This is a genomic window from Paenibacillus sp. USDA918EY, from assembly GCF_009870825.1.
In the GTDB taxonomy this organism is placed as follows: domain Bacteria; phylum Bacillota; class Bacilli; order Paenibacillales; family Paenibacillaceae; genus Paenibacillus_AQ; species Paenibacillus_AQ albilobatus.
In genome coordinates this window covers 72,483-93,262 of sequence record NZ_WTWY01000013.1, presented here as the reverse complement: position 1 = coordinate 93,262, position 20,780 = coordinate 72,483, and the positions used below count along the sequence as shown (strand labels likewise).

Annotated in this window: 16 protein-coding genes; 2 read left to right on the top strand and 14 right to left on the bottom strand. The window is 53.2% G+C overall.

Annotated features, from left to right (window positions below):
* Both GQY55_RS22265 and GQY55_RS22260 read left to right on the top strand, forming a co-directional pair.
* Positions 1–1,447 (top strand): S-layer homology domain-containing protein (locus tag GQY55_RS22265; RefSeq protein ID WP_201452211.1); only part of this gene is annotated, 1,447 nt, incomplete at its 5' end.
* Positions 1,448–1,643: 196 nt separating this feature from the next.
* Positions 1,644–2,648 (top strand): ketoacyl-ACP synthase III, encoded by a 1,005-nt coding sequence (locus tag GQY55_RS22260; RefSeq protein ID WP_160044115.1) that lies wholly within the window; start codon positions 1,644–1,646, stop codon positions 2,646–2,648.
* A gap of 368 nt (positions 2,649–3,016) precedes the next feature.
* Here the strand turns inward: GQY55_RS22260 and GQY55_RS22255 are convergent, their stop codons facing one another.
* The 14 genes from GQY55_RS22255 to GQY55_RS22190 form a co-directional block, all read right to left on the bottom strand.
* Entirely contained in the window at positions 3,017–4,138 is a 1,122-nt protein-coding gene (locus tag GQY55_RS22255; protein ID WP_160044114.1) for a hypothetical protein, read from the bottom strand.
* 247 nt (positions 4,139–4,385) lie between these two features.
* Positions 4,386–5,789 (bottom strand): argininosuccinate lyase, encoded by a 1,404-nt coding sequence (argH, locus tag GQY55_RS22250; protein ID WP_160044113.1) that lies wholly within the window; start codon positions 5,787–5,789, stop codon positions 4,386–4,388.
* A gap of 112 nt (positions 5,790–5,901) precedes the next feature.
* The gene (locus GQY55_RS22245) at positions 5,902–7,134 is read right to left on the bottom strand and encodes an argininosuccinate synthase (RefSeq protein WP_160044112.1); all 1,233 of its coding nucleotides are present in this window, start codon (positions 7,132–7,134) and stop codon (positions 5,902–5,904) included.
* A gap of 390 nt (positions 7,135–7,524) precedes the next feature.
* Positions 7,525–8,481 carry an ornithine carbamoyltransferase gene (gene argF / locus GQY55_RS22240; RefSeq protein WP_160044111.1) on the bottom strand — a complete coding sequence of 319 codons (957 nt, stop codon included), beginning with the start codon at positions 8,479–8,481 and terminating at the stop codon, positions 7,525–7,527.
* Between the two features lie 155 nt (positions 8,482–8,636).
* Positions 8,637–9,836 carry an acetylornithine transaminase gene (locus GQY55_RS22235; protein WP_160044110.1) on the bottom strand — a complete coding sequence of 400 codons (1,200 nt, stop codon included), beginning with the start codon at positions 9,834–9,836 and terminating at the stop codon, positions 8,637–8,639.
* 59 nt (positions 9,837–9,895) lie between these two features.
* On the bottom strand, positions 9,896–10,663 hold the full coding sequence (argB, locus tag GQY55_RS22230; protein WP_160044172.1) for an acetylglutamate kinase: 768 nt from the start codon (positions 10,661–10,663) through the stop codon (positions 9,896–9,898).
* A gap of 95 nt (positions 10,664–10,758) precedes the next feature.
* Positions 10,759–11,985, bottom strand: coding sequence for a bifunctional glutamate N-acetyltransferase/amino-acid acetyltransferase ArgJ (gene argJ / locus GQY55_RS22225; protein WP_160044109.1), 1,227 nt, complete (start codon positions 11,983–11,985; stop codon positions 10,759–10,761).
* A gap of 18 nt (positions 11,986–12,003) precedes the next feature.
* On the bottom strand, positions 12,004–13,071 hold the full coding sequence (gene argC / locus GQY55_RS22220; protein WP_160044108.1) for an N-acetyl-gamma-glutamyl-phosphate reductase: 1,068 nt from the start codon (positions 13,069–13,071) through the stop codon (positions 12,004–12,006).
* Between the two features lie 245 nt (positions 13,072–13,316).
* Entirely contained in the window at positions 13,317–14,057 is a 741-nt protein-coding gene (locus tag GQY55_RS22215) for a class I SAM-dependent methyltransferase (RefSeq protein WP_160044107.1), read from the bottom strand.
* A 187-nt stretch (positions 14,058–14,244) separates the two neighbouring features.
* Positions 14,245–15,135: a YitT family protein gene (locus GQY55_RS22210; RefSeq protein ID WP_160044106.1), complete on the bottom strand. Its 891-nt coding sequence runs from the start codon at positions 15,133–15,135 to the stop codon at positions 14,245–14,247.
* Positions 15,136–15,298: 163 nt separating this feature from the next.
* Positions 15,299–16,412, bottom strand: a protein-coding gene (gene prfB, locus GQY55_RS22205; RefSeq protein WP_160044105.1) for a peptide chain release factor 2 whose coding sequence is annotated in 2 segments (ribosomal slippage) — positions 15,299–16,339 and positions 16,341–16,412 — 1,113 coding nt in all. Because the reading frame shifts where the segments join, the coding sequence is not laid out codon by codon here.
* 180 nt (positions 16,413–16,592) lie between these two features.
* Entirely contained in the window at positions 16,593–19,097 is a 2,505-nt protein-coding gene (gene secA / locus GQY55_RS22200; protein WP_160044104.1) for a preprotein translocase subunit SecA, read from the bottom strand.
* 490 nt (positions 19,098–19,587) lie between these two features.
* On the bottom strand, positions 19,588–20,172 hold the full coding sequence (gene hpf, locus GQY55_RS22195; RefSeq protein ID WP_160044103.1) for a ribosome hibernation-promoting factor, HPF/YfiA family: 585 nt from the start codon (positions 20,170–20,172) through the stop codon (positions 19,588–19,590).
* 263 nt (positions 20,173–20,435) lie between these two features.
* A complete protein-coding gene (locus GQY55_RS22190; protein WP_018887618.1) occupies positions 20,436–20,633 on the bottom strand; it encodes a cold shock domain-containing protein in 198 nt (65 codons plus the stop codon).
* Positions 20,634–20,780: the final 147 nt, after the last annotated feature.

Sequence of the window (20,780 nt, the reverse complement as noted above, 5' to 3'; positions counted from 1 at the left end):
CTTGAACGCGCAGCCGACAGGTACGTCGGTCTTGACCTTTACGTTCAGCGGCGGAGCGGCTCAAACGATGACTATTCACGTATCCGATTCGACGCCTACGCCTTCGGGCAGCCATAATAATTCTGATTCAAGGCCGACAACGGGCACGGTAACCGTCCCGCCGAAATTTCAAGTCGCTTTGGAGCCAACCGGCAGTGTCGCCATTTTCGCCGCCCCCTCCGCCCTCGTAAAGGAAAAGGCGGCAGACGGGACAATGACGCAAAAACTGATTGTACCGGCTGAGATCCTCGATCAAGCCCATAAACTGTTGAAGGATGCTTCAAAGGGCACCATCATCATAAAAGCAAACGACTCGGAACCATCCGTTCAGGTACAGCTTCCCGGAGGGCCTCTTGCGGCGATCACAGGCACGAATCCGAATGCCGCTATAGGCATTGAATTGAACGAATCCAGCTTGGAATTCCAACTTAACGCATTGAATTTAGACAGCGCGGCTAAACGCCTGGGTGCTGCGGTATCCGATTTACAGATCACAGCGTCCATGGCACAGGTCAGCGACTCTGTCAAACAGAAGCTGGAACGATTGGGCACGAAGCTCGGTTTCCGGATGCTTAGCCATGCCGCGGATTTCAAAGTAACGGCCTCGGCCAAAGGTCAAACCGTCCAACTAAACGACTCTGTCGGCAAGGCGATCACCCGAGGCCTTGTATATAATGAGGGGACGAAAAACGGCACGGTCATTGCCGTTTATTATGACCCTGGCTCCAACACGGTTTCGTATGTTCCAAGCCGTCCGAGCTTAAGAAGCAGCGAAAAAAACGAAACAATGATACATGCCTTGCATCATAGCACTTTCGCCGTCATCGAAACCGATAACCGATCATTTACCGATATGAACGCCCATTGGGCCAAGGAAGATGTGGAGCAGCTTGCCTCAAGGCTGATCGTGGACGGCGTTTCCGCAGGCCGGTTCGCTCCGGATGAAAGCATTACGCGCGCCGAGTTCGCCGCCCTGCTCGTCCGCGCGCTCGGCTTATCGAACGAACAGGACGGGGCTTATAGCGGATTTGAAGATGTGCCGTCATTCGCTTGGTATGCGCCTGCGGTGGAAGCGGCGGTTAAGGCCGGCCTGGTCGACGGCATGACAACCGGCTCCTTTATGCCGGACGAACGGATCAGCCGGGAGCAAATGGCCGTCATGCTCGCCAGAGCGTTAAGCCTGACGCCTGAGGGAAATAACCTCCCGGCTCATAATCAAGCGCTTGCCGTGTTTAAAGATCAAGACGCGATCTCTCCATGGGCGCAAGCTTCCGTGTCGCAAATCGTTCAAGCGGGCATCATCGGAGGAATGGGCGACGGCAATTTCGCGCCGGCCGACGATGCAACCCGCGCTCAAGCGGCAGCGATGCTGAAACGGTTTCTGCACGCCGTTCATTTTATCGAGTAACTTCCGGCACAAACCGGATCGCATCTTGTCAATGGAGGCCCTTCATGGAGGGTCTCTTTTTTGTGCCCCGTGAAAGAAAAAGGTTGAATTCGGATTACATTTGCATATAATTAGTACCAAGTACTAATACTTGATATTAAAATCGGTTGGTCATCGTTTCATCGGCATTCCATCATGCGGAGGAGGAAAGATCATAATGAACAGCGTATCATCCAAAGCGGCCATAACGGCCATTGGCACGTACGTGCCCGACAAAAGGCTAACCAATGCGGATTTGGAAAAACTCGTGGAAACAAGCGATGAATGGATCGTGCAGCGGACCGGCATGAGGGAGCGCCGGATCAGCGCCGAGCAGGAGTTTACTTCGGATCTGTGCATCCGGGCGGTTGATGATTTAATACGGACCTACGGCAAACATGTGGAGGATGTCGATTTGATCATCGTCGCCACCACGACGCCGGACTACCCGTTTCCCAGCGTGGCGTGCCTCATCCAAGAGCATTTCAACATTCAAAGCACCGGAGCCTTCGATCTGAACGCGACTTGCGCGGGATTCGCTTACGGCCTGCACGTGGCGAACGGGCTCATCAGCGCCGGACTGCACCGCAAGGTACTGGTCGTCGGCGGCGAGACGTTATCCAAAGTCACGGACTATACAGACCGGACGACTTGCATTCTGTTCGGGGACGGTGCCGGAGCGGTGCTGGTTGAAGCGGACGAAACCAACCCCGGCTTCATCGCCTCCATCCAAGGGACCGACGGCAGCGGCGGCATGCATCTCTATCGCGCAGGCATGGCAAACGCGCTGCACGGCCTTCCGCTTGCAGGCGCAGGAAACATCGTGCAAAACGGCCGCGAAGTGTATAAATGGGCCGTGCGGACCGTCACCGCCGGGATCGAGGAGCTGCTGCCGCGCGCCGGCATGACGATCGCGGATATCGACTGGTTCGTGCCGCACAGCGTCAACCTCCGGATGATCGAATCGATTTGCGAGAAAACCGGCATTCCAATCGACAAAACGCTCTATAGCGTGGAATATATGGGGAATACTTCGGCGGCTTCCATTCCGCTGTCGCTTGGCCTCGGCGTACGGGAGGAAAAGCTGAAATACGGCGATACGCTGCTTCTTTACGGCTTCGGCGGCGGGTTGACCCATGCCGGCCTGGTTGTGCGATGGGGAGCGCAGCGGCCGCCTCAGTGAAGCCATGCGTTTTTCAAAACTGGCGGGGAGGGTTATTTTTCGTAAAACTCTTTAATATAGCTTCTCTTCGCAACCTGTTTTCGTTCGTAATCTGCTCCTGGCTTTTAAAGGCAACCTTTCGAGGCTTATTGACCGGAAACAGAATCACCTTTTTATTTTTCATCACAAAAGACCACCCTTGTTCTTTTAGAATAAGGATGGTCTTTCTCTATCAAATCTATACAACTCTATTACATTATTTATCGCTTTTTTCTGTTTCTGCAGAGGCAGCGGCCTCGGTTTGTCCCTTGCGGATGATTTGGAGCGCCCTTAAAACATTTTGCCGACGCTCACGATTCGCCTCCGTAATCTCCTTTTGGGACGAAAATTCAAATTTGATAGGTTTTGTCATAGGAGTCGCCAATAGATGTCATCTCCTTTTTATGCATCATATCTTTCTGCAAAATCAAGCAAAATGCATGGACCAAACGGTACACTTCTCTAATATCAATAATATCATGGGAGAGTGTGAGGGACAACGCTCTGTCGTTGCTGTCATCAAAATGAAAATTCCAAATCCATACGGCATCATTAAACATGTTCATGCGATACGAAACGATGGTTCTGCCCGGGGAGGACAAATTATACCTCGGATCGCCGTCCGAAGACATCGCCGCATCGACGACAGCATAACGCAGCGCATTTTCCCTGCTGATCTCGTATTGTTCGGGGCTGCTGCCGGTCGTGCCTTTATCGACGATTCTGTACAGTTTGTCTCCTTTCATTTCATAGATCGTATACGCACAAATAAAATCAAGCTCCGAAAAGTTCATAACCCCGTTAGCGATTCTATAGATGGCCGTATTGATCGACTTCAATAAATCGATAAGATATAACACGTATTTTTCATTTTTTTCGATTTCGTCCAGTAAAAATGTTCGTTCTTCCTTGTATGTATCGATATTCGCCTGCAAAAAATCCTGTTGCCCCTTGGCATAATTCAAAATTTGATCGATGCTCACCTCCGTTTTGGGAGAATCGATCAGAAGCGGCGTCATCAAGGCATACAGCCCATTAAATGTGGCGCCGCTATGACGAAAAGAAGCCCACAACGCGTACTCTTTTGGTTTTTTGGCTTTAAAAGCGCCGACATGAAAGTTCTCGCTTGCGATCGACGTCATTTCATGAACGAATCTGCGGACAAGGATCCAGTAGGTTATCAGAATGATGAAGGCTGCGGCACCGATTATGCCCCAAAGGGGCATGTTGGCTAAGTAGCCGCCGATCCCCGCTATAACGGGCCCAATGAGCGGCAAACCCGCCCATTTGATCTTGGCTAAAGCCCCCGCCGATTTAAAGGTTTTCTTCAGCTTCTTTGCAGGCCCTTTCCAAGCTTGTCCCCTCCAACCATTGAAGTCCTGCTCCCGCATTTTCTTTATGATCGGGTCAAAGTCGTTTTTGATCTCTTCCAGGAAGCTGTGATAATTTAGCCTGATGTCCGGATCGCTCATATCATATGCACCGTTTTTCTAAATTTTTATTGGAACGTAACCCAATATTATCCAAATTCAACAAAAGTTAAAAGTGTCTACCGGCTTATTTTCAAAAAAGACAGGCTGTAACGAGCAAGCATTTCTCTTTACGGCATCAGGCGCCGATATTAGGCTTCGCATTCGTATAGCATTTGCTTTTAATCCGTTTTATCAAAAAAAGCCGTCCTCCCGAATTGAGAGAACAGCTTTCCTTTTGTCCATGGCTTTATTGGTGTTCTTCAAGCCACTGCTCGGTCATCCGCAGCAGCACTTCGCTGCGCTTGATGGCGTCCGCCACCTGGTCCGTGGCCGTGCCGCCGTATACGTTGCGGGCGTTGACGACCGTTTCCGGCTGAAGCACTTTGTAGATGGCATCGTCGAACAATGGGGAGAATTGCTTGAACTCTTCCATCGTCAGATCAAGCAAATATTTTCCGTTCTGAATGCAGTACAGGACCGTTTTCCCGATCACTTCATGCGCCTGGCGGAACGGCAGTCCTTTGCCCACGAGGAAATCGGCGATGTCCGTCGCGTTGGAGAAGTCTTTGTTGACCGCTTCGCGCATTCGCGATTTGTTCACCTTCATCGTGGCGATCATCGGAGCGAACAGCTGCAGGGCGCCTTCCAGCGTCGCCACCGTATCGAACATGCCTTCCTTATCTTCCTGCATATCCTTGTTGTAAGCGAGCGGCAGCGACTTCAGCACCGTGAGAAGCCCCATCAGGTTGCCGTAGACGCGGCCCGTTTTGCCGCGGACAAGCTCCGGCACGTCCGGATTTTTTTTCTGCGGCATGATGCTGCTGCCTGTGCAGAACGCATCGTCCAGCTCAATGAAATTGAACTCCGTGCTGCTCCACAGCACAAGCTCCTCCGACAGGCGGGAAAGATGCATCATGATGATGGAAGCGTGGGACAGGAACTCCAGAATAAAATCCCGGTCGCTGACGGCGTCCAGGCTGTTTTCGTACACGCGGTCGAATTGCAGCTGCTCCGCCACGAAATGGCGGTCGATCGGGAACGTCGTTCCGGCCAACGCCCCCGCTCCGAGCGGCAGCACGTTGATGCGCTTGTAGCTGTCCATCAGCCGCTCAATGTCGCGCTGGAACATCGATACGTACGCCATCAGATGATGGGCGAACAAAATCGGCTGCGCCCGCTGCAGATGCGTGTACCCCGGAACGATCGTATCCAGGTTGTCGCGGGCTTGCCCGATCAGCGCTTTTTGCAGCTCGTACAGCATCCCGGACAGCTCCACCACGCGTTTGCGGAGGTACAGGTGCATATCGGTCGCCACTTGGTCGTTGCGGCTGCGCCCGGTATGCAGCTTCCCGCCGACCGGACCGATTTCGGCAATCAGGTTTTTTTCCACGTTCATATGGATGTCTTCATCCGACACCGAAAACTCGATTTCACCCTTGCGGATTTTTTCAAGCACTTTGTTCAGGCCGCCTTTGATCGTTTCCACGTCCTCCTGCGGCAAAATTCCGCATTTGCCCAGCATCGTCACATGCGCCAAGCTTCCTTGAATGTCTTCCTCGGCCAGCTTCTGGTCAAAACCGATCGAAGCGGTATACTCGTCCACCAAATGGTTGGTTTGCTTCGTAAAGCGCCCTCCCCACAGTTTGCTCACTTTGGGTCTCTCCTCTCTGATACGGCAGAGGGCCGCCCCTTCTCGCCCGGAAAAGGAACGGCCGTCACCACCCTGCCGCTATACGTTCATTCATGTATGGGTAATGCTGCGATTATTTGTTCTGCTCTACGCCCGTTCCTACCTTCAGACGAAGCGCGTTCAGGCGGATAAAACCCGTTGCATCCCCTTGGTCGTACGCTTGCGTCGGATCGGCTTCCATCGTTGCGATATCCGGATTGTACAAGCTGACCGGGCTTTTGACGCCCGCGGCGATGATGTTGCCTTTATACAGCTTCACGCGGACCGTTCCCGTGACGTTCTTTTGGCTTTCGGTCACCAGTGCCTGCAAAGCGAGACGTTCCGGCGCAAACCAGAAGCCGTTGTATACGAGCGTGCTGTAGCGGGTGATGAGGCTGTCGCGCAGGTTCATCACTTCGCGGTCCATCGTGATGGATTCCATTTTGCGGTGAGCCGTGAACAAAATCGTTCCGCCCGGCGTTTCGTACACCCCGCGGCTTTTCATGCCGACAAAACGGTTTTCCACCATGTCGACGCGGCCGATGCCGTGTTTGCCGCCAAGCTCGTTCAGTTTTTCCATCACCTGCAGCGGGCTCTGCTTCTCGCCGTTCAGCGCCACGCAGTTGCCTTGGACGAACTCGAGCTCGAGGTATTCCGCTTCATCCGGCGCATCCTCAGGAGAGTTGCTGAGCAGGAACATATCTTTGTTTTCCGGTGCGCTTGCATCGAACCAAGGATCCTCCAGCACGCCGCTCTCATAGCTGATATGCAGCAGGTTGCGGTCCATGGAGTAAGGTTTGGCGGCAGAGGCGGTAACCGGAATGCCGTGTTTTTCGGCAAAAGCGATCATTTCGGCGCGGCCCGGGAAGTCGTTGCGGAACTCCTCCAGACGCCATGGCGCGATCACTTCGATATCCGGAGCCAGCGCGGCTACGCCAAGCTCGAAACGGACCTGGTCGTTCCCTTTCCCGGTTGCCCCGTGCGCAATCGCGGTTGCGCCTTCGGCGCGGGCGATTTCGACCATGCGTTTGGCGATCAGCGGACGCGCGATGCTCGTGCCGAGCAGGTATTGCCCTTCGTACAGCGCGCCGGCCTGGAACATCGGATAGATGAAGTCCTTCGCGAACTCGTCGCGCAAATCGTCGATATACACTTTGGAAGCGCCTGTTGCCAGCGCCTTGGCTTCCAGGCCGTCAAGCTCTTCCTTTTGGCCGATATCGGCCGTAAAAGCGATAATTTCCGCATCGTAAGTTTCTTTGAGCCATTTCAGAATAATGGATGTGTCCAGCCCGCCGGAGTAGGCGAGCACGATTTTTTCTTTTGCCATCATGAACTTCCTTTCGTTTATGCTTCGTAATTCGATTATATCGTCGTTGGGGCTTAGCCCATAGCACATTTTCGTTCGTGTTGACCGCCCCGGGTACGGATCGTTCTTCCGATCGCTGTTGCCCCCAAAATTCCTTGATTGAACCGTTTAAAGGTAGAAATTCAGGGACAAAGGCGACCGCAGCATAAGCTTCCGAAGCAGCTTTTTTTCAAAAAGCTTTTAGCTTCTTCAGATCGATTCCGTCCCCTCCACTGCCGCGAGCACAATGCACTATGTTAACCTTTAAGATCATAAATTAATTAGTTGGCCGTCTTCCTTTATGTCGAACGAACCCAATAGCAGCAACTCCAAAACATAATTCGCCGGTCGGTCAACCACAATTCCTCTAGCCTACCCCATCAACGCCGCCATCAGCGCTTTTTGCGCATGCAGGCGGTTTTCGGCCTGATCAAAAATAACGGAATTTTTGCCGTCGATCACGCCCTCGCTGACTTCCTCCCCGCGGTGCGCAGGCAGGCAGTGCATGAACAGGTAATCGCTTTTGGCGCCTTTCGCCAGCTCTTCATCGACCTGATAGTCTTTAAAAGCAGCCTCGCGGATTTTTTGCTCTTCCTCAAAGCCCATGCTCGCCCACACATCCGTATAGATGACATCGGCGTCTTTCACCGCTTCCTGCGGGCTGCGCGTCACGACGATTTCCGCTCCGGTTTCCTTCGCGATTTCGCGGCTGGCCTTCACGACTTCGGCATCGGGCTCATATCCTTCCGGACTGGCCACGGATACATGCACGCCGAGCTTCGCCCCGCCGATCATTAGGGAATGCGCCATGTTGTTGCCGTCGCCGATGTACGCCAGCTTGAGGCCTTTCAGCTTGCCTTTATGTTCAAGGATCGTCTGGTAGTCGGCCAATACCTGGCACGGATGCGCCGAATCGCTAAGACCGTTAATGACCGGCACGGAAGCGTATTTGGCCAGATCGACGACGTTTTGATGTCCGAACGTACGAATCATGATGCCGTCGAGGTAACGGGAAAGCACCTGTGCGGTATCGCTGATAATTTCGCCGCGTCCGAGCTGGATGTCGTTTTTGCTCAAAAAGAGCGCGTGCGCTCCGAGCTGGAACGCGCCGACTTCAAAGGAAACCCGCGTGCGGGTGGAAGATTTTTCGAAAATAAGTCCGATCGTTTTGCCTTTCAGCGGCTGGTAAACCTCGCCGTTTTTTTGCTTGCGTTTCAGCTCGATCGCCAGATCGAGCAGGTACTGGATCTCTTCCGTGGTGTAGTCGTCCAGCTCAAGCAAGTCCCGGCCCTTCAGGTTCACTTGCTGCAGCTGCTCTGTTTGGGTCATGGGTGTTCCTCCTTTTTCACGTTAGGTTCTTATGTCGCATGGTAGCCGCTGCGTTACGGATCGTTCCGCCGATGACTTCCGGTTTTTCAGAACGATCCCGTGCCCGCCGTATCGCTATTTTGTCAGGTCATTAACGATGAAAATCATTTATCGTATTAATCCTTCTTTACGGCCGTATGGTCATGGATCACGCCGGCAAGGATGCTTACCGCCTGATCGATTTCTTCTTTCGTCACGTACAGGTTCGGCAGCAGCCGGATGACGTTAGGTCCTGCCGTAATAAACAGCAGCCCGCGTTTTTGCCCTTCAAGCACCAGGTCGTTGACCGGCTCCGCACATTCGATGCCGACCAGCAGGCCGAGGCCGCGGATGGCTTTGACATGAGGGTTGCTTGCCAGCTTTTCGGTCAGCTGCTCTTTCAGGTAAGCCCCCATTTCGGCCGCGCGTTGCGGTAGCCGATCCTCCAGCATCGTTTCGATCGTGGCAATGACGGCCGCCGTCGCGATCGGCGTTCCGCCGAAGGTCGACCCGTGGCTGCCCGCCGAAAACGCATCCCGCAGGAAGGCTTTGCCCAGCATCGCGCCGGTCGGAAACCCGCTGGCAATGCCTTTGGCGAGAGTAAAAATATCCGGCTCAATGCCGTAATGCTCATGCGCAAACAGCTTGCCCGTACGTCCCATGCCCGTCTGCACTTCATCGATAATAAGCAGCAGGCCATGCTCCTTGCACAGCTTCTGAATGGCGCGGAGAAAATCCGCTTCCACCGGCAGCACGCCGCCTTCGGCCAGCACAAGCTCCAGCATGATCGCGGCCGTTTTATCCGTAACGGCTGCTTTCAAAGCGTCCAGATCGTGCAGAGGCACGCTTTTGAAGCCGGCAGGGAGCGGCAGGAAGCCGTCCTTCACTTTATCCTGTCCCGTCGCCGTCAAGGTCGCCAGCGTCCGTCCATGGAACGATTGGAAAAAGGTGATCACTTCGTAGCGGCCCGTGCCCTTCACCTTTTGATGGTAACGGCGGGCCAGCTTGATGGCCGCTTCGTTCGCCTCCGCGCCGCTGTTGCAGAAAAACACCGCGTCGGCACAGCTGTTTGCCGTAAGAAGCGCCGCCGCATTTTCCTGATTCGGAATATGGAACAAGTTCGAAACATGCCACAGCTCATCCAGCTGCGCTTTCAATTTCGCCGTTACTTTTTCGGGGGCATGCCCGAGGTTGGTTACCGCAATGCCGCTCATGAAATCGAGGTATTTATGGCCTTGGTCGTCCCACAGCCAGCTGCCTTGGCCTTTGACCAGGGTGATCGGGTATCTGGCGTAGTTGGGAAACAGCGAACTGGATTGCCCTTCAGGGATACTCATGCAAAATCACTCCTATCCGAATCAATATTCGATCGTTTTACTACTGCACTTTTCACTCATTATTTCACGATTCTCGTCCCGATCGCTTCGCCCTGAAGCACCCGGCTCAGCACCCTCGGTTCGCTGCCGTTCACGATCACGACCTCCTGCACGTCGCCTTGAATGCAGCTGACCGCCGCTTTGACCTTCGGGATCATGCCGCCGTATATCTCTCCGCTCTGAATCATGTCGTCAATCTGCTGCACGGTCACGACGGGAAGCACCTGCTTGACGCCGTCCAGCTCTTTCATAATGCCCGGAACGTCGGTCACGACGATCATCCGGTCCGTCCCCAAATGCGAAGCGACGGCTCCCGCCGCCGTATCGGCATTGATGTTGTAACGCTGTCCGCTCTGATCGACGCCGACGGGCGCAATAACCGGCATATAACCCATGTCCGTAATGCCTTGGATCATGTCGGACCGGACATGCGTCACGTCGCCGACCCAGCCAACCGTATCGCTATTTTCGACCGGCTGCGCTTCGATCAACCCGCCGTCGACGCCCGAGATGCCCAGCGCCTGGCCTCCGGTCTGCTGAATGCGTCTGACGATCTGCTTGTTGATGCTGCCTGCAAGCACCATCTCCACCACGTCGAGCACCGCCTCCGTCGTCCTGCGCAAACCGTTCACGAATTCCGTTTCGATGCCAAGCTTCTCCAGGTTTTCCGAAATGGCCGGTCCGCCGCCGTGTACGATCACGGGCTGAACCCCGGAAGCCTGCAGCTGCTTCAGATCCTCGAAAAAAGAATCCGGCAGCGCCGCCAGCGTACTGCCGCCGCATTTCATCACGAAGCTTTGCAGGCCTGCATTATGTTCAGCCGTTCCGGCCTCACTCCGTTCCAAAGTTTCCACCGCGTTCCTCTCCCTATCTTCCGATCTATTTACGTCCGGTAAGCCGCATTAATGCGGACATAGTCATACGTCAGGTCACAGCCCCAGGCCGTCGCGATCCCGTCTCCCTGATGGAGATCAACGGTAATCCGGACGGTATCGCCCTTCAAATATTGCAAGGCTGCGTCCTCATCAAACGCTACCGGACGGGAGCCTTCCAGAACCGAAATATCGCCGATATGAATATCCACCGTTTCCGGATTTACGGGCTCTCCCGCACGTCCGACCGCTGCAATGACCCTTCCCCAGTTCGCATCCGCGCCGAATACCGCCGATTTCACGAGGCTCGAACCGATCACGGTTTTGGCGATGGCTCGCGCCGACAAATCGCTGACCGCTCCGCTCACCTGCACTTCGACCAGCTTCGTTGCCCCTTCGCCGTCGCGGGCAATCGCTTGAGCAAGTATCTGGCACACGTAAGTGAATCCTTCCGCAAAAGCCTCCCAATCCGGATGAGCCGGATGAAGCGCGTCATTGCCGGCCAGCCCGCTCGCCATTGCGATCAGCATATCGTTTGTGCTTGTATCCCCGTCGACCGTAATCATGTTGAAGGTCACGTCCGTCGCCTGGCGCAGAAGCTGCTGCAGCGCGTCCGCTTCGATCGCAGCATCCGTCGTCATAAACGCCAGCATCGTCGCCATGTTCGGATGAATCATGCCCGACCCTTTGGCCGCTCCGGCGATCGTTACGTCCTTGCCGTTCACGCGGACCGAAACGCATGCTTCCTTTTTCACCAAATCGGTCGTCAAAATCGCCTGCGAAAAATCCTCCGCCCCGGATGCTTCGCCGCTCAGCCGCTTCGGCAAACCGGCGATGCCCGCCGTGACGCAGTCCATTTTGAGCAGTTCCCCAATCACACCCGTCGACGCAACCGCCACATCCTGCTCCGCCACGCCGAGATGACGGGCGGCTTCCGCCCGCATCGTATACGCATCTTCTTCCCCTTGTTTCCCGGTGCAGGCGTTGGCGTTGCCGCTGTTAACGACAACGGCCTGCAGTCTGCCGTCCTGCAGGCTTTCGCGCGTCACCTTCAGCGGTGCCGCCTGGATCAGGTTTGTCGTATACACGGCCGCAGCGACGGCCGGCACTTCGCAATAAATGGCGCCGAGGTCATGACGTTCGGACTTTTTGAGCCCGCAATGCAACCCGCCTGCGGAAAAACCTTTTGGAGTTATAATCGAACCGCCTTGCACCGCGGTAAATTTCATTTGTCCCATATGCTGTCATCCCTTTCCTTACGGATACACCGGCGTGTATCCCAGTCCGAGATTTTCCTCCCATCCCATCATCAAATTCAGGTTTTGTATCGCTTGGCCTGCGGCGCCCTTCACGATATTGTCGATCACGGAAATAATCGTCACGCGTCCCGTCCGTTCGTCTGCGGCAAAGCCGACATCGCAGTAGTTGGAACCGTACACCTCTTTGGTCGCCGGCCAAATGCCTTTATCGCGTACGCGCACGAATGGCCGATCCTTATAATGCTGCCGGTACAGCTCTATGAAATCCTCATCGCGGTATGCTCCGTTCATCTGCACGTACATCGTGCTCATGATCCCGCGCGTCATCGGAACGAGTTGCGTCGTAAAAGTCACCGTCACCGGTTCGCCGGCAACCCGGCTCAGCACCTGTTCGATTTCAGGAATATGCTGATGTTTGTTTACCTTGTATGCTTTAAAGTTTTCATTGATTTCCGAATAATGCGAAGTCAGACTTGTGCCCCGGCCTGAGCCGGATACGCCGGATTTGGCGTCGATGATGATGCTTTTCGGATCAACCCATCCGGCTTTGACCGCTGGAACGAGACCAATCAGCGTCGCTGTCGGATAACAGCCCGGATTCGAAACAAAGTCGACGCCGGCAGCTTCCTCGCCGAATATTTCGCATAATCCGTACACCGCTTTTTCCAAATAACGCTCCTCCGGCGCCGGATGCTTATACCATTTTTCATAAGTGCCGCCGTCCTTAATCCGGAAGTCGCCCGACAGGTCAACGACCTTAAGCCCCGCTTCCAGCAGCTCCGGAACCAGCTTCGAACTGACGCCCGATGGCGTCGCGGTAAATACGACATCCGCTTTTTCCGCGATTTCCGCGGCATTCACGCCGTCCAGATGTTGCGCGATAATATTCGTTAAATGCGGAAAACCGTCCGAAATCGGCACTCCCGCGCTTGAAGATGAAATAACCGACGTGATCTCCGCCCGCGGATGGGCTTGCAGCAATCGGATCAATTCCACCCCGCCGTAGCCCGTCGAGCCGATAATCGCGATTCTGATTTTATGAGTTTCCCCTTGTTCACCTGGCATCTCTCTGTTCTCCTCTCTCCCCGTCTGACTTGCATCCCTCTCATAAATATGTATTATTATACGACCCTATTTATATAAATACAACACTTCGAGCTGAATTTGCACATGCCCCCAGCGGTTTTATTTTCACATCTCAAAGATGCCGCTCGGCATTTCGAAAACTTAGTATGCAAAAAGGACCCTCGCAGGCCCCTTTTTATAAAAATTCCAATATTCCAATCATGTTGTCATTTCCCCGGTTTACCTTATTTCTTTACCCCGGTAACGATGCGGACAGGAGGAAACATCGCAAAATGCCATTTGGATATCTGCACCTGCTCCAGGCCCGATTGGATCATCATTTGCGCGTATTCGCCGGTATGCTGAAAATCAAGCAACGCGACTTTGCCCGCCGGCTTTAACACCCGGACGATTTCCGCGATGGCTTTCTGCCGTTCCGCCGGATGCGAAATGTTGTGGATGGCCAGGCTTGAAGCCACGATATCAAACGTCCCGTCTTCGAACGGCAGCTGCCGCGCATCGGCTTGCAAGATTTCGACGCGCTCCGTCACCCCTTCCGCTTCCGCATTGCGCAGGGTGACGGTCGGATGGTTTCCGGATTGGTCTTCGGCGTTCCAGATATCGATCCCCGTCGCTTTCCCATGCAGAACCTGTTTCGCCAACGAATGCAGCAGAAAACCTCTCCCGCACCCGACGTCGAGAACGCGGTCCGTTTCCTGAACGTTCAATTTTTCGATTAACGCTTTAACGACGTAAGCCTTGCCTCTTTTGCTGCTCCATATCATCAAGACCCCTTCCGCCAAACAAACGATGCCGCCGAGCAGCAGCAGTATCGCCGCAATCATGCCGATGATCCCGCCAAACCGCAAAACCACAACGCCGACAGCAGCCAAAATGATTCCGATCGTCAGCAAGTTTCGAACCACTTTAGGCGCATCGATCCCATAGGCACCTTTGCCGGCGATCTCCCCTTTCAATGTAGCCATTAGACAGGTCCCTCCTTTTCAGTAGATATATTTGCCGCCGGCGCAATCTATACCTCCTCATTACGAGCAAGACTATTGTTTATCGGCAAAAGGAGGCTGATCAACCATCCATGATGGCGACCGCCTCCCTTTTCCCGTAACTTCTATTTCATCACTCCAGATCCATAACTTCATTTCCGCAACTTCGTTATGCCTCCAGTTTAAATCCTTCCCCGAGCACCTCGTGGGCGCTGCTGATAATGACAAACGCTTTGGGGTCAACGGAACGGACCAGCGTTTTGAGGCGCGTCGCCTCGCTTTGACCGATGACGACCATGAGCACGGTACGGTCATCCCCAGTGTAACCGCCCTGGGCATTCAACTTCGTCAACCCCCGGTCAAGCTCGTGCAAAACAGCCTCGCTGATCCGATCCGTGTGATTGGATATAATGTACGCCACTTTGGAGTAGCTGAAGCCCAGCTCCACCGCATCAATGACCTTCCCGGAGACGTAAAGGCCTACAAGCGCATACAGCGCTTTTTCGAGGGATAACGTGCAGGCCGCCAACAAAATGACGCTGCCGTCAAGCATCACCACGCACAGGGAAAAATTGAGCCCGCTGTACTTCTGGATAATCTGGGCGACGGTCGCCAGCCCGCCGGTCGATCCTCTGCCGCGATACACGATGCCGATGCCCAAACCCACGGCGATCCCCCCGTAGATCGAAGCGAGGATCGGGTTATCCGTCGGCAGCGGCCAATCCTTCGTCACATAGACGAACAGCGGCAGCACGATGCTGCCAAGCAGCGAACGAACGGCATAATTTTTGCCGAGCAGCAAGAACCCTAAAATAAACACCGGAATATTCAGCGCCCACTGCGTATACGCAGGCTCCAGGCCAAACCACGCATCAAACAGCACCGAGATCCCCGACACGCCGCCGGAGGCAATGCCGTTGGGCAGGAAAAACAAATTAAACCCTAAAGCGATCACAAATGAACCGATGATGATCAGGGCAATATCCGCCGTATGGCGGAGGGGTCCCGATGGCGGGAGGATGGAGGCCTTTCTGCGGCCCGAAACTTCTGCATGCGACATATTCTTTTTTCTCTCCTTGGTCAAAAAAATGATAACTGCTCACGGGCGTGATGAATCAGCCCAATCATGGCGTTGAACGCAAAAAAATTCCTACAACGATACAGGTGAACTTAAGAAAAATAATCCTTCGTTCAATCTATATCGCGTGTAGGAATTTTTAGGTTTATTCGGTATCCACTTTAATTTGACTGCGCAAATAACCGTCGATGAACGGATCCAGATCCCCGTCCATCACGGCGCCGACGTTGCCGGTCTCTACTGATGTGCGGTGGTCCTTTACCATGCTATAGGGATGAAATACGTAGGAGCGGATCTGGCTGCCCCAGGCAATATCCGACTGTTCCCCTCGGATTTCATCCAGCTCTTTTTGCTGTTCTTCGATTTTGCGTTCGTACAGCTTGGAACGGAGCATCGTCATCGCCCGCTCCCGGTTTTTGATCTGCGACCGTTCGTTTTGGCAGGTCACCACGATGCCCGTCGGGATGTGGGTGATCCGCACGGCCGAGTCCGTCGTGTTGATGTGCTGGCCGCCCGCGCCGCTGGCCCGGTACGTATCGATCTTCAGATCCTCGGTCCGGATTTCGATCTCGACGTCATCCGTAATTTCAGGCACGACGTCGCAAGATACGAACGAGGTATGGCGCCGGCCCGACGAATCGAACGGCGAGATCCGCACCAAACGGTGAACGCCTTTTTCGGCTTTCAAATATCCGTAAGCATTGAAGCCCTTGATGAGGAGCGTGACGCTTTTAATGCCCGCTTCATCGCCAGGAAGATAGTCGAGGACTTCGACCTTGTAGCCTCTTTTTTCCGCCCATCGCGTATACATCCGCAGCAGCATTTGGCCCCAGTCCTGGGACTCCGTGCCGCCCGCTCCCGGATGCAGCTCCAGAATGGCGTTCATTTTGTCATACGGCTGATTCAGCAGCAGATTCAGCTCAAAATCCTCAAGTTTTTTCTTAAGATTCGTGACTGCTTCGGTGATTTCCCCGATAAGCGACTCGTCGCCTTCCTCTTCGGCCAACTCAACCATCATGGAGGCGTCGTCGTATTCCTGCTTCAGCTTTTCGTATTGGTCTACGGAAGATTTGACCGCGTTCATCTCGGCAATGATGCCTTGCGCCTTTTCGTTGTCATCCCAAAAATCGGGCGCGGACATCTTTTCCTCGTAGTTGGCGATCATTTCCTGTTTGAGATCTAAGTCAAAGAGACCCCCTAAGGTTGGTTAATTTGGTTGCGATTTCCCGCAAATCATGTTTGACAGATGCATCGATCATGATTGTTCTTCACCTCTTCTATCGACATAAACTCCCTTAAACAAAGGAGCTTGGCGCACCACGTTTCGTGATGCCCAAGGCCTTTGATTCAAGGGAGTCTGTTTCCTTATGCATTCTATCCTCTTAAAATGAACCAAAGTTTATTGTCCCTAATCTTCAGTTCAATTTATTCAGGTCCGGTTATTCTTGCCCGTGACAGTGCTTGTATTTTTTGCCGCTGCCGCATGGGCAAGGATCGTTGCGCCCGATCTGTTCCCCGACATGCACCGGTTTTTTCTCCGTAGGTTCGCCGTTGGTGGAAATTTTGCTTTCTTCCACGACCGCCTGGCGCTCCTGGTTTGCTTCGATATGAGCTTTCATCACGTAAGTAGCCACTTCTTCCTGAATGCTGGCCGTCATCTCGTTGAACATTTCGAAGCCTTCAAACTGGTACTCGCGAAGCGGATCCGTGCCGCCGTAAGCGCGAAGGTGAATACCTTGGCGAAGCTGGTCCATGGCGTCGATGTGATCCATCCATTTGCTGTCCACGGAACGGAGCACGATGACCTTCTCGAACTCGCGCACGAGTTCGGAGCCGATGCGTTCTTCGCGTTCGTCGTATTTGGTTTTGACTTTTTCGAAGATGAGCTCTTCCATCTCCGGAATTTCTTTGCCCCACAAATCGTCGCGGGTGAGGGAGCCTTCATCCAGCAGCTTGCTGTTGACGTAGTCGGCAACCTCCTGCAGCTCCCAGTTTTCCGGAATATCGTCCTGGCAGTGCGCTTCGACGACGCGGTCGATGACCGGCTTGATCATGTCCATGACGATTTCCTTGATGTTGTCGGATTCCAAAATTTCGCGGCGCTGCTTGTAGATGATTTCACGCTGCTGGTTCATGACGTCGTCGTACTGGAGGACGACCTTACGCAGATCGAAGTTGTTGCCTTCGACGCGTTTTTGCGCGGATTCGATCGCGCGCGTGATCATTTTGCTTTCGATCGGCTGGTCTTCTTCAAAACCGAGACGCTCCATCATGTTCAGCACGTTGTCCGCACCGAAGCGTTTCATCAGCTCGTCGCCCAGCGACAGGTAGAACTGCGTGGAGCCCGGGTCGCCTTGGCGTCCCGCGCGTCCGCGAAGCTGGTTATCGATCCGGCGGGATTCATGGCGTTCCGTACCGATGATGTGCAGACCGCCCAGTTCGGCTACGCCTTCGCCCAGCAAAATGTCCGTACCGCGGCCCGCCATGTTGGTGGCGATCGTAACGGCTCCCGGTTGTCCGGCGCGGGCAATGATTTCGGCTTCTTCAGCGTGGTATTTGGCGTTCAGCACCTGGTGCTTGACGCCTTTGCGCTTCAGCATATCCGAAATGAGCTCGGAGTTTTCGATGGATACCGTACCGACCAGAACCGGCTGGTTTTTCTTATGGCGTTCTACGATTTCATCGACAACCGCCTTGAATTTACCGTTGACGCTCTTATACACCACGTCCGGCATATCGTTCCGTTGGTTCGGTTTATTCGTAGGCACCTGGAGCACTTCCAGGCCGTAAATTTTCTTGAATTCTTCTTCCTCGGTTTTCGCCGTACCGGTCATGCCCGCCAGCTTGCGGTACATCCGGAAATAGTTCTGGAACGTGATCGTGGCCAGCGTCATGCTTTCGTTCTGAACCTCGATGCCTTCCTTCGCTTCGATCGCCTGGTGCAATCCGTCGCTGTAACGGCGTCCGGCCATCAGACGGCCCGTAAATTCGTCGACGATGACGACTTCGTCTTCGGTCACGACATAATCCACATCGCGGCGCATAATGACATTGGCTTTCAGCGCCTGCACGATGTGGTGGTTAAGCGTCACGTGTGCATGGTCATACAAGTTCTCGATGCCAAAAGCGCGTTCCGCTTTCGCTACGCCTTTTTCGGTGAGCGCAACGGATTTGACCTTAATATCGACCGTGTAATCCTCTTCCGCCTGGAGAGTCTTCACGAAGCGGTCGGCGACGTAGTAAAGCTGCGTCGATTTTTGAGCTTGTCCCGAGATGATCAGCGGCGTACGGGCTTCGTCGATCAAAATGGAGTCCACTTCGTCGATCGTACAGAAGTACAGCGGGCGCTGCACCATCTGTTCTTTATACAGCACCATGTTGTCGCGCAGATAGTCGAAGCCGAACTCGTTGTTCGTGCCGTACGTAATATCGCAGGCATAAGCGGCTTGTTTGTCGGCATGGTCCATTCCGTTCAGGTTCACCCCGACGGTCATGCCCAAAAATTCGTAAATTTGGCCCATTTCCTGGCTGTCGCGCTGTGCAAGGTAGTCGTTGACCGTAACGACATGCACGCCTTGGCCAAGGAGAGCGTTCAGATATACCGGCAGCGTGCCGACGAGGGTTTTACCTTCACCGGTTTTCATCTCGGCAATGCGGCCCTCGTGAAGCGCCATGCCCCCGATCAGCTGGACATCGTAATGTCTTTTGCCGAGAACGCGCTTGGAGGCCTCACGGACGGTCGCAAACGCTTCGGGAAGGAGTTCGTCGAGCGTTTCCCCTTTTTCGATGCGCGCGCGGAATTCCGCCGTTTTGGCTTTCAGCTGCTCATCGGTCAGCTTTTCGAAATCCGGTTCTAGTTTGTTAATGATATCGACCGTTTTCATCAAACGTTTGACGTCGCGATCATTCGTGTCACCAAAGATTTTTTTAACAAGTCCTAGCATGGTTAACCCCTTTCACGCAAAACAAATGTTAAATTAACTTCAAGAAATCAGGGTTATCAACAAATGAAATCGATCCGGAGAACCCACCCTCACAGACATGCGCTGGATGACGGGATTCGCTGACGAACCGATTCATACAGAAATGCAGGTGATTGTCTGAATGAAATTATCCGTAAAACAGAATCGACTTCACCCAGACCGTTATTACGGTTTGAAGTTAATTCGTTGAACTTCTGGATATTGCCAAATCCTTCGGATCATATTCAAGCCTCTACTTATAAAATCCTGAAAATGGCGTTTGCATAAATTGTAACAGTTTGTAAGTAAAGCCGCAACAGTGCGGACGACAATGCACGGGCCGTTTTTGGCCCTACGATCTATATACGTAAGAAGAGCCCAATCCGTTGCAGGATTTGAGCTCTTTTTTCGTTATATTCGGATATTAATTTTTACATCATTTGCAAAAATGTACCTTTCAAAGCGGTGCTGCTTAATACGTATCGGGTTCCGTTTGTTCGATCAAACCGTACTTGCCGTCATTACGTTTGTAAACAACGCTCACTTCCTGGGTGTCCACATTGGAAAATACAAAGAAATTGTGTCCGACCATGTTCATTTGCAAAATGGCCTCCTCCACATTCATCGGCTTGAACGTGAAGCGCTTGATGCGGACCACTTCGAAATCCTCATGATCTTCATCCGTCTGTTGCTCGGATGGTGCCACGCCCGTTGTTGCGGCCGCCTCATCGGCAAACAGCGTCTTCAGGCTGCCTTCTTGACGGAACTTTCGGTTCAGTTTGGTCTTATGTTTGCGGATTTGGCGTTCCAACTTGTCCACAACGGCATCAATGGATGCATACATATCGTCGCTGCGGTCTTCGGCCCGAAGCATAACGCCCGGGAGAGGAATCGTCACTTCCACGGTGTGCAAACCTCGAACGACACTCAAAGTTACATATCCTTCTGAGGCAAGGGGTGCATCAAAGTACTTCTCAAGTCTGCGGAGCTTCTTGTCAACGTAGTCTTTCAAAGCATCCGTCACGTCGATCTGTTGACCTCGAACACTTAAATTCATATGGCACTCCTCCTTTGCAATTCCATTATATCACATTTGTTAACGCAATGTAAAAAGGCATTTCTGTGTACAACGACGCGGCTGTAAGCGCTTATGTTTTTACTGCTCAGCTTATTGCGAAGGGCATGTACTACTTACAAAACGAGCGAAAATGAACCTAAGGAGGGCATTAAAAAAACCCCGGATTTCTCCGGGGTTTGATGCTATCGTTTTCCAATTACTTAACCATCTAACCGTATATGTAGGTCGGCCTTGCCGGATGATTATAGTTTGATTACGTTAGCAGCTTGAGGTCCGCGAGCGCCTTCGACGATGTCGAATTCAACGTCTTGACCTTCTTCCAAAGTTTTGAAACCTTCGGATTGAATTGCGGAGAAGTGTACGAATACGTCGCCGCCTTCAGCCGTTTCGATAAAGCCATACCCTTTTTCTGCGTTGAACCATTTAACTTTTCCTTGCATGCACAAACATTCCCTTCGTCATCAAATAAAGTGTGACTTTCGTCCACATTCCTGAATATACCACTGAGGCTTGTTTGTTGTCAATTGGAAAGGAAAATGGTTTATTGTAAATTAATTGCAAACGTGAAATATAATTGTTGTATTGAT

Excerpts from the sequence above, each read along its gene's own strand:
- hpf (WP_160044103.1), bottom strand. The coding sequence starts at position 20,172 with ATGAATTTAAGTGTTCGAGGTCAACAGATCGACGTGACGGATGCTTTG.
- GQY55_RS22255 (WP_160044114.1), bottom strand. The coding sequence starts at position 4,138 with ATGAGCGATCCGGACATCAGGCTAAATTATCACAGCTTCCTGGAAGAG.
- GQY55_RS22235 (WP_160044110.1), bottom strand. The coding sequence starts at position 9,836 with ATGAGTATCCCTGAAGGGCAATCCAGTTCGCTGTTTCCCAACTACGCC.
- argF (WP_160044111.1), bottom strand. The coding sequence starts at position 8,481 with ATGACCCAAACAGAGCAGCTGCAGCAAGTGAACCTGAAGGGCCGGGAC.
- argB (WP_160044172.1), bottom strand. The coding sequence starts at position 10,663 with ATGAAATGCGGCGGCAGTACGCTGGCGGCGCTGCCGGATTCTTTTTTC.
- argJ (WP_160044109.1), bottom strand. The coding sequence starts at position 11,985 with ATGGGACAAATGAAATTTACCGCGGTGCAAGGCGGTTCGATTATAACT.
- GQY55_RS22260 (WP_160044115.1), top strand. The coding sequence starts at position 1,644 with ATGAACAGCGTATCATCCAAAGCGGCCATAACGGCCATTGGCACGTAC.
- argC (WP_160044108.1), bottom strand. The coding sequence starts at position 13,071 with ATGCCAGGTGAACAAGGGGAAACTCATAAAATCAGAATCGCGATTATC.
- GQY55_RS22210 (WP_160044106.1), bottom strand. The coding sequence starts at position 15,135 with ATGTCGCATGCAGAAGTTTCGGGCCGCAGAAAGGCCTCCATCCTCCCG.
- GQY55_RS22245 (WP_160044112.1), bottom strand. The coding sequence starts at position 7,134 with ATGGCAAAAGAAAAAATCGTGCTCGCCTACTCCGGCGGGCTGGACACA.
- GQY55_RS22190 (WP_018887618.1), bottom strand. The coding sequence starts at position 20,633 with ATGCAAGGAAAAGTTAAATGGTTCAACGCAGAAAAAGGGTATGGCTTT.
- GQY55_RS22215 (WP_160044107.1), bottom strand. The coding sequence starts at position 14,057 with ATGGCTACATTGAAAGGGGAGATCGCCGGCAAAGGTGCCTATGGGATC.
- secA (WP_160044104.1), bottom strand. The coding sequence starts at position 19,097 with ATGCTAGGACTTGTTAAAAAAATCTTTGGTGACACGAATGATCGCGAC.